General features: G+C 59.0%; 13 protein-coding genes. All 13 read right to left on the reverse strand.

Annotated elements, in window-relative coordinates; translation table 11 throughout:
• Positions 1 to 254: 254 nt before the first annotated feature.
• Positions 255 to 629 carry a hypothetical protein gene (locus QP977_RS10405; RefSeq protein ID WP_126108062.1) on the reverse strand — a complete coding sequence of 125 codons (375 nt, stop codon included), beginning with the start codon at positions 627 to 629 and terminating at the stop codon, positions 255 to 257.
• Between the two features lie 244 nt (positions 630 to 873).
• Complete coding sequence (gene tyrS / locus QP977_RS10410; protein ID WP_070652650.1) at positions 874 to 2,178, reverse strand: tyrosine--tRNA ligase; 1,305 nt, start codon at positions 2,176 to 2,178, stop codon at positions 874 to 876.
• A gap of 12 nt (positions 2,179 to 2,190) precedes the next feature.
• On the reverse strand, positions 2,191 to 2,841 hold the full coding sequence (locus tag QP977_RS10415; protein ID WP_070652651.1) for a DNA-3-methyladenine glycosylase: 651 nt from the start codon (positions 2,839 to 2,841) through the stop codon (positions 2,191 to 2,193).
• Complete coding sequence (locus QP977_RS10420; protein WP_016422889.1) at positions 2,842 to 3,015, reverse strand: Trm112 family protein; 174 nt, start codon at positions 3,013 to 3,015, stop codon at positions 2,842 to 2,844.
• Positions 3,005 to 3,652, reverse strand: a complete 648-nt coding sequence (locus QP977_RS10425) for a hypothetical protein (protein ID WP_049189983.1) — start codon at positions 3,650 to 3,652, stop codon at positions 3,005 to 3,007. The genes QP977_RS10420 and QP977_RS10425 overlap by 11 nt, the downstream gene beginning before the upstream one ends.
• A complete protein-coding gene (locus tag QP977_RS10430) occupies positions 3,639 to 5,270 on the reverse strand; it encodes a VWA domain-containing protein (RefSeq protein WP_083229242.1) in 1,632 nt (543 codons plus the stop codon). Before QP977_RS10430 ends, QP977_RS10425 begins: the two co-directional genes overlap by 14 nt.
• Positions 5,271 to 5,276: 6 nt before the next feature.
• Positions 5,277 to 6,428, reverse strand: coding sequence for a hypothetical protein (locus tag QP977_RS10435; protein ID WP_284847288.1), 1,152 nt, complete (start codon positions 6,426 to 6,428; stop codon positions 5,277 to 5,279).
• Between the two features lie 529 nt (positions 6,429 to 6,957).
• On the reverse strand, positions 6,958 to 8,397 hold the full coding sequence (gene argH / locus QP977_RS10440) for an argininosuccinate lyase (RefSeq protein WP_049170381.1): 1,440 nt from the start codon (positions 8,395 to 8,397) through the stop codon (positions 6,958 to 6,960).
• Positions 8,398 to 8,442: 45 nt separating this feature from the next.
• Positions 8,443 to 9,642 carry an argininosuccinate synthase gene (locus QP977_RS10445; RefSeq protein WP_016422894.1) on the reverse strand — a complete coding sequence of 400 codons (1,200 nt, stop codon included), beginning with the start codon at positions 9,640 to 9,642 and terminating at the stop codon, positions 8,443 to 8,445.
• Positions 9,643 to 9,691: 49 nt separating this feature from the next.
• The gene (locus QP977_RS10450; RefSeq protein WP_005511719.1) at positions 9,692 to 10,174 is read right to left on the reverse strand and encodes an arginine repressor; all 483 of its coding nucleotides are present in this window, start codon (positions 10,172 to 10,174) and stop codon (positions 9,692 to 9,694) included.
• Positions 10,175 to 10,178: 4 nt separating this feature from the next.
• Positions 10,179 to 11,120, reverse strand: a complete 942-nt coding sequence (argF, locus tag QP977_RS10455; protein ID WP_284847289.1) for an ornithine carbamoyltransferase — start codon at positions 11,118 to 11,120, stop codon at positions 10,179 to 10,181.
• A gap of 6 nt (positions 11,121 to 11,126) precedes the next feature.
• Positions 11,127 to 12,332, reverse strand: coding sequence for an acetylornithine transaminase (locus QP977_RS10460; protein WP_049170375.1), 1,206 nt, complete (start codon positions 12,330 to 12,332; stop codon positions 11,127 to 11,129).
• A gap of 58 nt (positions 12,333 to 12,390) precedes the next feature.
• Positions 12,391 to 13,284: an acetylglutamate kinase gene (argB, locus tag QP977_RS10465; protein ID WP_016422897.1), complete on the reverse strand. Its 894-nt coding sequence runs from the start codon at positions 13,282 to 13,284 to the stop codon at positions 12,391 to 12,393.
• Between the last annotated feature and the right edge of the window lie 13 nt (positions 13,285 to 13,297).

A 13,297-nucleotide genomic window follows, 5' to 3' on the forward strand; every position in this document is an offset into this window, starting at 1 on the left:
ATTAACAAACAATTAACCAGAAAGTCAAACCAACGACTCCCAGCGGCTAACCGCACGAAAACATTTCCCCCACATCAGCCAACCAAACACATAAACTGCCTGGCCACGCTGACCTCCGAATACATTACACACACACCACCCAAAGACACAAAACCCCAGGTAGATAGATCTGATCTAGGGTTTTCCTGTGCAGTAGAGCGACTTACCAGAAGCTGCCAGTCCTCTCCTTTGATGAAACCCAAGAAGAGCTACAGCTACTGTCCACGAAGTCTTCGGTGATAATCCTCGAAGGCTTCTCTGGAAGAATGTATTCGCTCCTTTCGCTGACTGTCCGTGGTTTTCCTGACAATGACTTCACGGTCGTAAAAATTCCGCTGGAATTCATCCTCCAGTCCGACCATGTCGGAAAGGCCACCGATGAAGGCATCATATTCACGGATAACGATTTCGTTTTGCCTATCTTCAACGGTGTAGAACACATTTGGGTTTTCAACCGTCAATCGGCCTGGCGTGCTCTGCGGGCTCACCCGCCGAGAAGCAACCTCACCCTGAAAATCGTGGGCTTGTTCGGAGCCCGTTTCTGACGCACGCTGAGACTTCTTCGAGAAACGCGCGATAATCCGACCCATCAACGAGCCTCCCCGTCCAGCACGGTTTTCATGTCTTGGACTCATCGCTACCACCTTTGCTTCGGCTTCTACGCTCCCTTTAAAACAACTAAGGCTCCGGAGTGACCAGGAGTCAATGATTCTGAAATCATCAATCCCCTAGACTGCCCAGAGCCCTAGCCCAGCTACTTAAAAGGAATCAAGCTGCATAAACACCAATTGATCTAGAGATCAGCAGCGCGCCTACACAAAGACCAACCAGCGCCTACACGAACTTCACACCGGCGAAGTTCTTCTTACCGCGGCGCAGCACAATCCACTTGCCGTGCAGCAGGTCCTCGGCAGCCGGCTCCCACGCTTCGTCCTCGATGCGCTGGTTATTGGCGTACGCGCCACCTTCCTTAATGGTGCGGCGTGCCTCGCCCTTCGACTTGGCAAGACCCGCGGCGACGAGAAGGTCGACAACAGTACGCGGCTCGCCCTCAGCAATCTCCGCAACCTCAGTCTCCGAGACGGCACCTGCCAGGGTGGCCTCGTCCAGCTCGGTCAGCTCAGCACGCCCAAACAGGGCCTGCGCTGCCAGCTCAACTGCCTTGGTGGCCTCTTCGCCGTGAACCAGGTTGGTCATCTCCTGAGCCAGACGACGCTGCGCCTCACGCTTGAACGGACGCTCCGCAACAGCGACCTCGTACTCAGCAATCTCTTCCTGAGACAGGAAGGTGAACCAACGCAGGTAGTCAATAACAACCGAGTCACCAGCGTTGAGGAAGTACTGGTACCAGGAGTACGGCGAGGTCTTTTCAGCATCCAGCCACAGTTTGCCGCCACCGGTAGACTTACCGAACTTCTGACCCTGCGCATCGGTCACCAGCGGCACGGTCAGGCCGTGCACCTTGGCGCCGTCGATACGCCTGTTCAAATCGACACCAGAGACGATGTTGCCCCACTGATCACCGCCGCCAATCTGCAGCACGCAATCGTAGTTGCGGCGCAGCTGCACGTAGTCGTTGGACTGCAGCAGCATGTAGGAAAACTCGGTGTAGGAGATACCGTCAGACTCGAGGCGACGCTTCACAGTGTCGCGATCGAGCATGGTGTTGAGGGAGAAGTTCTTGCCGACATCGCGAAGGAAGTCAATGACGGACATGTTCATAGTCCAGTCCGCATTATTGACCATTGTCGCCGGGGCATCGCCCTCAAAGTCAATGAAACGACGCAGCTGGCCCTTGATGGCCTCCAGGTTGTGCTCGATGGCTTCCTGGCTGAGCATCGAACGCTCACCGACATCACGCGGATCGCCGATGAAGCCCGTAGCACCGCCTGCCAGTGCAATTGGGTGGTGACCGGCAAGCTGGAAACGACGCAACATGATCATCGGAACCAGGTGGCCCGCGTGCAGCGAATCGCCCGTTGGGTCAAAACCGCAATACAGAGTAATGGGGTTTTCGCACGCCTCGCGCAGCGCGTCAACATCGGTGGACTGATTAATCAGGCCACGCCACTGTAGTTCGTCGATAATGTTCTGTTCAGTCACGTCCACTATCGTAACGTTTCGCTTGCCGACGTTCACCGCGAGGGTGACCTAGAACTCCTCAACGGCCTTCTTGTGGCGACGATAGGCCGAGACGGAATCGTCTGGGAGCCACAGCCGCCACGGCCGATTCGCCGCTCGCCGAACGCCCACGCGCGGGCCTGCGTGGATATCTCTAACCGAATCGGCGTTCACTGGCTGCGCCACAAACACGCGTGACGACGGATCCAGCGCATCTGCCCCATAGTCATTTAAGTCAAGGCCAAGCGCCTGACCAACATTGCCCGGACCACGTCCGAGACCCGCAACCGCAGGTTTTTCACCGCGGCGACGGCGCACCGCATCCAGGCCCTGCTCAATGCGTACGGAGCGGACTAATACTCCCCCGCCCGTGCCGTCCGTAGCGCTGGTGATGTTGGCGCAAAAGTGGATGCCATAGGAGCGGTAGATATACCAATGCCCCGCCGGGCCAAACATGGCGCGATTGCGTGCGGTTGGCCCCATGAAGCAGTGCGCGGCCGGGTCAGGATAGCGCTGGTCAACTGGGCCACCATAGGCCTCGACCTCCGTGATGGTGGCGATAACATGCTCGGCGGGGATGACAATTACGCAGCCGAGCAGCGTCTTCGCAGCCTCAATCGGAGCTCCCGACAGCACAGTGCGGTCGAGGACGCTGTAGCCGTCGGGAAGCGGGAAAGGCAATTACTTGTCCCAGGCGATAGCTTCGTCGGAAAGCATGACCGGAATGCCTTCGTCGATGCGGTAGGCGATCTTTAGGCGAGGATTGACCAGCACCTGCTCGTCTTCGAGGTATTCAAGCGGCCCCTTGTCACGCGGGCAAGCGAGGATTTCAAGGAGTTTCGGATCAAGGCTCATAGTCCACTACCTTACCGAACTGAATTGCCAGGGTGTCACGCTGACCTTCCAAAGCAATCAGGTTGTCCTGACCGATTGCATCCTGGATCTTCTGAACCGCGGAATGCAACAGGTCGATGGACTCCCGCGCCGGATTCTCGGCCTTGTGACGCAGACGCTCCGGGACCGCGAGGTAGGAGTTGACTGTCTGCGGCAAGTACTCCTGGATAATGCCGCCGATGACCACCTTCTGCTCGGGATAATCTTTGAGGTACTTCCACTCGCTCAGGACGGATTCCAGCGTCGCACCCAGGTCATTTGCGGCGTTGCCAAGAGCTTCGCCAGGCTGGGCATCGAAAAGCCTGCCCAATGTCCGGTGAAGATTCCTACGCAGCTCAGATGGATTGAGCGGGCGACGCTGTGGGACCTCAGGCTTCGGCGCCGAGCTAACGGACTTCTGAGCCCCTTTGCTCTGCCTCGGCAACAAAGCAACCGACGCGCCCCAGGCGGCAATCGCAACAACCGGCCACAGGAAACCAAGCCCCACGGTCAGGTGCAGCAGCACGACGGCGATGGCAAGGATGAGCCCGACAATGTTGGCGGGACTGTTGAGAAAGCCACCGCCAGAAGAAGTGCCGGAGGATTTACTGGTAGCCACGAATCTCCTTGAACACATCAGCAAGCTCGGTCTCACGGGATTCAAAGACCTTACCACCAGTCAGGTTCGCAAGTTCCTGCATTTCTCCCGGATCCGCCTCTCCATAGCGGATGACGAATACCGGCGGCAGATTCCCGCCCTTGGACTGGTAGAAATCACGGAATTCCGCAAAGCTCTTGCCCGACGTCACCTGACCATCGGTCAACACCACGATAGACGGGATGGAGTTCTTATCCGAGCTGCCGAGAAGGTCGAAGGCCTGAATCAGTGCGTCGTAAAGCGCCGTCTCGCCCTCTGCGTACAGACCATCGACGGCGGCGGTGAGCTGCGCGCGCGATTCCGGGCCGTCAATTGTCGTGGTCGTGGGCTCGCCGACGCTCGTACTGAACGGCAGGATCGTCGCGATCTCACGGTTTCGCAATCCCACGCTTCCCGTTTCGGTGCGTGCACTGCCGTCGACGATTGCGCGCATTGTCGCCTGTAGATCAGCGATGCGCTCCCCGAACATTGAACCGGAAGTGTCGAGAACAAAGACCGACTCTCCGGGCACGCGCAGGTCATTGTCGTACGCCTCGATGAGACGATCCGTGACTGCGCGATCACCCGGGAACGGCAGCTCGATAATGACGCTGTTGGTCATGCTTTCCGGCAGGTTGGCGTCATCGGAGACCGGGCGAAGGAAGTGGTCGGCGAGAACCTGCGAGTTCGCTTCCAGCCACTGCCCGAGTGCCTCCGTCTGCCGCGCGGCAAGGTCGTTAGCCGGCTGAGCTAGTGGCGTCAGCGGGTAATCCGCACTGATGACACCGTCGCTCGGAACAACAACTTCCAGGTCAGCGCCCTCTTTATTCATCTGCTGCAACACAGCTTCATAGTTGATGAGCGCGTCGACGGAGTCCGGCTCATCCAGGAACTTGTCGCGCAGCCACCCCGACGAACCCGAGGTCATCTTCTGCCCCTCGAAGAACTTCTGCAGTTCAGGCGTGGTGCGGTTGATATCCCCCGTAGTCAGCGCCGATCCGGTGTCGGCGAACGCGGTCGCAACCGACACCACACCGGAAAAGCCCGAGTTCGATTCCGCGGGGTTGGTCATGCCGTAGGCCAATTTGCCTGACGACGCAGCCTCCGCGATCTCAGCCCACGTCGGCTGCTTGGTATCCCAACCGAGCTCCCGAGCCTTCGCCGAATGGATACCGAACGCTACGGGTGAGGTGGCGACTTTCTTGGCTTCGCCCAGCTTGTCAGCCCCACCGAGCAGATCAACGTACCGGTTGGTAGCAAACCAAGTGGCGTCAAATTGGTTGTCGAATTCGCCTGAGACAAGCGCGTGGCTGTTCTTCACGGTGCCGTCGAGAAGCTCAAGGTTAATAGTAAAACCGAGGTCGTCGGAGGCCTTTTGCATCAGTGGCTGGAGCTCTGCAAGCTCCGTGGCCCCGGCGATGCGCATAGTCGAGCCCTTGAGGTCAGAATCGACGTCGACTTTGTTGGTCTTCTCCCCGTCGGAGCCCAGCGGCAGGTTCAGGCCACCGTCGGAGCAGGCCGCGGCAGCGAAGATGCCGAGCACACCGACGAGGCCAAGAAGCATTTTGCGGAGGGCAGTTAGTGCCTTATCCATGTTCATTCGGCTTTACCCCTCTTCTGTTTCCGGCCTCGGTGGGCTCTGGTATCCACGGGACACACCCTCAATAAGCTGCTCGAGGATGTCGAAACTCGGCGGATCAATGGAGTCCACAAAATCGGTGGAGACCTCCTGGCCCGTCTTCAACTGCGTCTGGAATTCCTCCATCGCCTCAGGCTGGCTGGAGCGGTAACCGTGCTTGGCCGCCAGCTTCTGAAGCTCAGGGTCTTCGGCGAGGAGCCGTGCGACCGCAGCTCCATTGTCGTTAAAACCCAGCGCCACGTGAGTACTCAGAATCGTCGGCGATGGATACGCCAGGCGCATTTCCGACTTCAACCGGCTGTTCGGGGCACTGTTCTCCCCCAGGAACTGCGACTCGTAAACCATCACCATTGGCTTCGAACCGACACCCTGCGAGAGGTAGTCCGAAAATGGACCAGCCGACGAGGATTCCGTGTACCCCTGGCCGGTGAACAGAGGGGTGAGCTCCGGCAAGACCGCATTGACCTGCCCATTGTCAGACACAATCCGGCCTTCATTGGTAATCCAAGACATGAGCGACAAGTACATTGCGGCCGAGTTCGACGAACGAATGTCCGTTGTGGACATCTGCACCGTGCGCGGCGACGGATAATCGCTCTCCGCGAAGTCACGCCAGCGGACATTGTCGTGCTGCATCGTGGCCAGCGCTGCCATATCTACCTGCCACGTAGTGCCCTGTTGGCGAGCAACATTTTCCCGCGCCAATGCCTGCAAGATGTTGTCGAAAGTAGCGATCGCCATCGGTGTGTAGAAGACGTCGTACCGCTCAGCGCCACTCATTTTCTCGGCAATTTTCTCCGCTGCCGGTGCCGACGACGGGAATGCCAAGTCGAAGGAATCCAGATCCACATCCGTGGCCATCCGACGCGAACCCGCCGTCTTTACTTCCACCACATAGCCGTGAGAGGCAAGAGCCTTCTGGACCTCTTTGTCTTCGAAGAAGGGCTTTTTCTCAGAGCCAACAATCGCCTTGACGACGGTCTTTTCACCACCGAAGAAATCATGGTTTCCTCCGGAGCTGCCACCAGAAAAACCTGGAATACTACCGCCGCGACCGACATAGACTGCAACAGCCGCGATGACAATCAAAATGACTGCAAGAATTGCCCCCGGGCCCATGCACCCTTTCTTGCTACCACTCTGATTTTTATTTTTATCTCGTGAGCTGCGATTTCCACCGCTCGACCGCGTACTTTCCGCCATGAAATTATGGTAAGAGACCCGGCCAAACCTGGCAACAGATATAGAAATAATCAGTAATCTGCGTCACTTCGGGGGGGGGGCACCCTGGCATTACAAGGTTACTGGTGGCGTCGGATCGATCCGAGTTACTGACTGCGTTTATGACTGGCGGCGGCGGGTCGAGCCGAGTTACTGACTACGTTTATGACAAAAATGGCCTGAAAAATGGCCTGAAAGTGTCATAAACTTACACAGTTTCACATTTGCAGCCCGTATTCGCACGTGGAGCCCGTAATTTTTCGGGTGGCCAGTTATCGGGTTGATAGTTACCGGGTCATCAGTTGTCGGGTTGCTGGTTTTTCTACTCCCCCCCCGGGCTGTAAAAAATCGGCGTGCGGTCGATTGACCGCACACCGATTAATTAGCTGCGTTAGCTGGGCTAGCAGGTTTGCTAGCTCTAGCAGCTTTAGCCGCGAACCGGCTTTTCAGCCCACTGCTTCAGCTCGGTATTCTTCTCGTCAACGCGAGCGAGCTGCTCTGCAACACGGACACCCGCGGTGCCGCCGCGAGTATCGCGGGAAGCGACAGCACCGTCAATAGTCAGCACTTCACGGACCTTCGGAGTCAGTGCCGGGTGGATACCGGCGAGGTCCTCGTCGGAAAGCTCGTCCAGACCGATACCGCCCTTGGACTCTGCGATGCGGACACACTGGCCGGATGCCTCGTGAGCGTCGCGGAACGGTACGCCCTCGCGGACCAGCCACTCAGCCAAGTCCGTGGCCAGGGTGTAGCCCGCCGGAGCGAGCTCGCGCAGACGGTCTTCGTGGAAGGTCAGCGTTGCCACCAGGCCGGTCAGGGCCGGCAGCAGCAAGGTTAGCTGCTCAACCGAGTCCACCAAAGGCTCCTTGTCCTCCTGGAGGTCACGGTTGTAGGCCAGCGGCTGCGCTTTCAGCGTGGCCATAAGACCAGCGAGGTTACCGATCAGGCGACCGGTCTTACCGCGGGTCAGCTCTGCCACGTCCGGGTTCTTCTTCTGCGGCATGATGGAGGATCCAGTCGACCAGGCATCAGCCAGAGTGACGTAGCCGTACTCCGGGGTGGCCCAGTAGATGATTTCCTCTGCCAGGCGAGACATGTCCACAGCAATCTGGGCGAAGACAAAAGCCGCCTCAGAGGCGAAGTCACGCGAAGAAGTGCCGTCAATGGAGTTGTCCGTGGCAGAGTCGAAGCCGAGCTCCTCCGCGATGGCCTCCGGATCCAGGTGCAGCGAAGATCCCGCGAGCGCACCGGAACCGTACGGGGACACAGCCAGTCGACGGTCGAGATCGCGGATGCGGTCCAGATCGCGCAGCAGCGGATGCGCGTGAGCCAGCAACTGGTGGGCCAGCAATACCGGCTGCGCTGCCTGGGAGTGGGTCTTGCCCGGCATGATGGCATCCGGATGTGCCTTGGACTGAGCCACCAGGGCGGCAACCAGGTCAGTGACATCCAGTGCAACGCCGCGCACGGCATCGCGCAGCCACATGCGGAACAGAGTTGCCACCTGGTCATTGCGGGAACGACCAGCGCGCAGGCGACCGCCGACCTCCGGGCCGACGCGATCAATCAGACCGCGCTCCATGGCACCGTGGACGTCCTCATCTGTCGGCTCTGGACCAAATTCGCCGGAGGCAACGTCGCGACCGAGCTGATCAAGGCCTTCGATCATGGTGTCAAAGTCGGCATCGCTGAGCAGCCCACGGGCATGCAGCACTCGGGCGTGGGCCTTGGACGCAAGAACGTCGTAAGGCGCGAGCACCCAGTCAAAATGGGTGGACTTGCTCAATGCGGCCATCGCCTCGGACGGGCCACCGGCAAAGCGGCCGCCCCACAGGGAGCCTTCGTTGGTACCGTGCTTTTCGACCATTGTCTTTTCCAATAGGCCTTTCGCTCTAGTCGCTCTGGAGAAGCTTTACAGTTTGAAGTCGCGCTTTGCGGCCATCTTCGAGGACAGGCCGTGCAGCTCGACAAAACCGCGAGCCAGGGTCTGGTCGAAGGTGTCGCCCTCGTCGTAGGTAGCCAGGTTGAAGTCGTACAGCGAGGTGTTCGAACGACGACCGTTGACGTTGCAGTGACCTGCGTGCATGACCATGCGGATGTCACCGGAAACGCCCTTCTGGGACTCCTCGATGAAGGCATCCAGCGCGCGCTTCAGCGGCGAGAACCACAGGCCGTCGTAGACCAGGTTGGCCCACTCGCCCTCGACCTGACGCTTGTAACGAGCCAGCTCACGCTCAACGGTGACGTCCTCGAGCGCTGCGTGTGCGGTCATGATGGCAATTGCGCCCGGAGCCTCGTAAATCTCGCGGGACTTAATGCCGACCAGGCGGTCTTCAACCATGTCCAGACGACCGATGCCCTGAGCACCAGCGCGGCGGTTCATCTCTTCGATGGCCTCAAGCACGGAAACCTTCTTGCCGTCGATGGCAGTCGGCTTACCGTCCTCGAAGGAGATGATGACCTCGTCCGGGGAGCTGAAGTTCAGGGTCGGATCCTCGGTGTACGCGTAGACATCCTTGGTTGGTGCGTTCCACAGGTCCTCCAGGTAGCCGGTCTCAATGGCGCGACCGAAGAGGTTCTGGTCAATGGAGAACGGAGAGGACTTGGACTGCTCAATTGGCAGACCCTTCTCCTCAGCGAAGGCAATAGCCTTGTCGCGGGTCCAAGCGAAGTCACGAGCCGGTGCAATAATCTTCAGATCCGGGGCGGTGTTGGCGAAACCAACCTCGAAACGGACCTGGTCATTGCCCTTACCGGTGCAGCCGTGTGCGACGTGAGTGCCACCGAACTCCTCTGCGGCCTTCGCCATGTGCTTAACAATCAGCGGGCGAGACAGTGCAGAAACCAGCGGGTACTGCTTCATGTAGAGACCATTGGCCTTAATGGTCGGCAGGCAGTACTCCTCGGCGAACTCGTCCTTAGCGTCGACAACGACAGCTTCGACAGCGCCGGCGTCCAGAGCGCGCTGACGCACGGACTCCATGTCCTCGCCGCCCTGTCCGACATCGATGGAAACTGCGACGACCTCGCCGTCGGTCATTTCCTTGAGGTACGGAATAGCAACGGTGGTGTCGAGGCCACCAGAGTAAGCAAGAATAACCCGGTTGGTCATAGGGTAAGCGCTCCTTTAATCGGTGCTTTAAAGCATTTCGTGGAATAGTTTACTGGTTCGTTCCGGCGGCTAGACGCTGGGCTAGGTCAGCGCCGGAAAGTGGTTCTCTAGCCAGGCACATTACGGTGTCATCTCCCGCAATTGTGCCAACGATTTCTTTGAGTCCCGCACGGTCAATCACACTGGCTAGATACTGTGCGGCTCCCGGTGGTGTACGCACAACCGCGATGGTGCCCGAATGATCAATGGAGACCAGCAGCTCGTCTAAAACGCGCCGCATCCTGGCCACTGCCCCGCTGGAGACAGCGAGTGCATCTTCGACGATGGAATACCGCGAACCGTTGGCTCCATCGCGAATCTTTCGGGCTCCCAGCTCATCGAGGTCTCTGGACAACGTCGCCTGCGCAATCTCAATGCCTTCGTCGGCAAGCAGCTCGACGAGCTGAACCTGACTGGACACGTGATGCTGCGCCAGCAGGTCAGCGATGCGCGTCTGCCTAGCTGTGCGAGAACCTGGTTGTGCTGCGGTCATGACCTTACTGCCTCTCCACCAGCCAGGTCAGCAACGCCTTCTGAGCGTGCATGCGGTTTTCCGCCTCGTCGAAGACTACCGACTGCGGGCCATCGATGACCTCGGCGGTAACTTCGTTGCCGCGGTATGCCGGCAGGCAGTGCAGGAAGATGGCATCCTCATTTGCCTTGGCCATCAGCTCAGCGTTGACCTGGTACGGCAGGAACGGAGTACGACGATCCAAGCCGTCGTTCTCCTGCCCCATGCTGACCCAGGTATCGGTGATGACAACGTCGGCACCGGCAATGGCCTCATCGACGTCCGCGGTCACGGACACGACCGCTCCGGTCTGTTCCGCGACCTTCTTGGCACGGTCGACGTAGACCTGCTCCGGCTGGAAGTCCTCCGGTGCACAGATGGTGACGTCCAGACCTGCGGTGGCGAAGCCCACAAGGTAGGAGTTGGCCATGTTGTTGGCACCATCGCCGAAGTACACAGCCTTCTTGCCACGCAGTCCCGTCTGGCCTTCCTCCGGGCACTTGTGCTCGATGATGGTCTGCAGGTCAGCGAGAATCTGGCACGGGTGGAACTCGTCGGAAAGCGCATTGACAATCGACACCGTCGCGGTCTCAGACATGGCCTCCAGCCCTGACTGCGCGTAGGTGCGCCAGACAATTGCCGAGACAAAGCGGCTGAGCACAGCAGCGGTGTCCTGGTAGGTTTCGCCCTTGCCCATCTGCGAGTTACCGGTTTCGACCACAATCGCGTTGCCGCCCAGAGCTGCGATACCAGCGTCGAAGGAGAAACGGGTACGAGTCGACGTCTTGTCGAACAGCACCGCAACCGACTGTGGCCCCTCAAACGGACGTCGGGAGTACGGCGCTACCTTCAGCTCTGCAGCCAACTGCAGCACCTCAGCCTGCTCCTGTGGAGTCAGGTCATCATCGGCGAGAAAATGACGGAGCATCAGTTTCTAATTCCTTCCTTTGTTGGCGACAGCCTCAACGGCGTCGTTCAGGCAGGCATCAATCAACTCGACGGCGCGGTTGACTTCCTCATCGCTGAGGTTCAACGGCGGCACAATACGCAGCACATTCGCCTGCGGAGCGTTCAGAATGACACCACGTTCATAACCGGCGTTAACCGCTTCCTTCGCCAGGTTCTCGCGCAGCACCAGTCCAAGCATGAAGCCGCGACCACGCACGTGATCGACATGGCTTAACGACGCGAGCTTGCGAGCCAGGACCTTGCCCTTCTCGGTGACTCGATTGAGCAGCTTTTCTTCTTCCAGCGTCTCGATGACGGCCAGGCCGGCAGCGGCACAGACCGGATTGCCACCAAAGGTGGTGCCGTGCGCACCAGGAGTAAACAGTTCCGCTGCGCGGCCGTTGGCGATGACAGCACCCAGCGGCAGGCCGCCGCCGAGCCCCTTCGCCAGGGTCATAACATCCGGCACGATGCCATCGTGCTGGTGGGCAAACCACTGGCCGGTACGGCCGATGCCGGTCTGTACTTCGTCGACAATCATGAGAACGTCGAAGCGCTTGGTCAGTTCGCGGACGGCAGCGAGGTATCCCTCTGGCGGTGCGACCACACCGGTCTCACCCTGAATTGGTTCCAGAATCACCGCAGCGACACCCAACGGATCGGATTCGATGGTCTTGGTGAGGAAGTCAATGTCACCGTACGGCACGAACTCGACTCCACCCGGCATCGGTTCGAACGGGGTGCGCTTGTCGGGCTGACCGGTCATGGCAAGTGCGCCCATGGTACGGCCGTGGAACCCGTGGTGGGTAGCGATAATGCGATTGCGCCCCGTCAACCGCGCCAGCTTGAACGCGGCTTCATTGGCCTCAGTGCCGGAGTTGCAGAACATAACTCGGGTGTCATCAGTGTCCCAGCCAGTGAGCTCAATGAGCTTCTCGCCCAGTGCCAACGGTGGCTCAGAGGCGAAGATGTTGGACACGTGCCCCATCGTGGAAATCTGCTTGGACACAGCTTCCACGATGGCCGGATGTGCGTGACCCAACGCGTTGACTGCAATACCGGCGAGCAGGTCCAGGTATTCCTTGCCCTCGGAATCCGTGACAATAGCGCCCTTACCCTGCACAAGCTCAATGCGCGGCGTGCCGTAATTGTTCATCATCGTGTGTTGCCACTGCTGCTTGAAGTCGCTCATGTCGTCTTTCGACCTGCCTAACATGTATGTCGGTAAATTCTTGTCCGTCTTTTCTGCCTTATCCGGGCTCTACCATTGTGCCGATACCGCCGGAAGTCATCAGCTCCAGCAGCACCGAGTGTGGCTGGCGGCCGTCGATAACGTGGGCCGCAGGCACTCCCTGATCCACTGCGTTCAGGCAGGACTCCATCTTCGGAATCATTCCGGAATCCAGCGTCGGGAGGATTTCTCGCAGATGCGAAGTGGAAATCCTTGACACCAGCGAATCGCGGTTCGGCCAATCCGTGTAGAGACCCTCGACATTAGTCAGAATCACCAAACGGTTCGCGTTAATTGCCGATGCCAGTGCACCTGCTGCCGTGTCGGCGTTGATGTTGTAGACCTCTTTGCCATCAGCGGACGGCGCAATCGTAGAGACCACCGGAATACGTCCGGCATCAATCAGGTCCAATAGCGTTTCCGAGTGCACCTCGGTGATATTGCCGACCAGCCCGATATCTGTTTCCTTGCCGCCGACGTTTACCGTTCGTCGAGTACCAGTGAACAGGCCACCGTCCTCACCAGAGGTACCCACTGCATAGGGGCCGTAGGCGTTGATGAGGTTCACCAGTTCACGGCCGACCTGCCCGAAGAGCACCATGCGGACAATTTCCATGACCTCCGGAGTCGTGACACGGAAACCGCCTCGGAACTCTCCCTCCAGCCCCAGGCGCTTGAGCATCGACGAAATCTGAGGGCCGCCACCGTGGACAACCACCGGCTTCACCCCCACGGTGCGCAGAAAAACCATGTCCTGCGCGAAGGCCTTCTTCAGTTTCAGGTCGGTCATCGCGTTACCGCCGTACTTGACCACCACAATCTTGTCGCGGTGGTGCTGCAGCCACGGCAGTGCTTCCGCCAGCACATGTGCCCGCTGTTCGAAGGACAGCCCTTCGGTCAACTGGTGAACCATTGCAGAGTCTCCT

The organism is Corynebacterium sp. MSK012, assembly GCF_030232435.1.
Lineage (GTDB): Bacteria > Actinomycetota > Actinomycetes > Mycobacteriales > Mycobacteriaceae > Corynebacterium > Corynebacterium jeikeium_D.

Bases quoted from the DNA above. Each gene is read 5' to 3' on its own strand.
- argB (WP_016422897.1), bottom strand. From the start codon at position 13,284: ATGGTTCACCAGTTGACCGAAGGGCTGTCCTTCGAACAGCGGGCACAT.
- QP977_RS10445 (WP_016422894.1), bottom strand. From the start codon at position 9,642: ATGACCAACCGGGTTATTCTTGCTTACTCTGGTGGCCTCGACACCACC.
- QP977_RS10420 (WP_016422889.1), bottom strand. From the start codon at position 3,015: ATGAGCCTTGATCCGAAACTCCTTGAAATCCTCGCTTGCCCGCGTGAC.
- QP977_RS10430 (WP_083229242.1), bottom strand. From the start codon at position 5,270: ATGAACATGGATAAGGCACTAACTGCCCTCCGCAAAATGCTTCTTGGC.
- QP977_RS10450 (WP_005511719.1), bottom strand. From the start codon at position 10,174: ATGACCGCAGCACAACCAGGTTCTCGCACAGCTAGGCAGACGCGCATC.
- QP977_RS10435 (WP_284847288.1), bottom strand. From the start codon at position 6,428: ATGGGCCCGGGGGCAATTCTTGCAGTCATTTTGATTGTCATCGCGGCT.
- QP977_RS10460 (WP_049170375.1), bottom strand. From the start codon at position 12,332: ATGAGCGACTTCAAGCAGCAGTGGCAACACACGATGATGAACAATTAC.
- QP977_RS10405 (WP_126108062.1), bottom strand. From the start codon at position 629: ATGGGTCGGATTATCGCGCGTTTCTCGAAGAAGTCTCAGCGTGCGTCA.
- argH (WP_049170381.1), bottom strand. From the start codon at position 8,397: ATGGTCGAAAAGCACGGTACCAACGAAGGCTCCCTGTGGGGCGGCCGC.
- argF (WP_284847289.1), bottom strand. From the start codon at position 11,120: ATGCTCCGTCATTTTCTCGCCGATGATGACCTGACTCCACAGGAGCAG.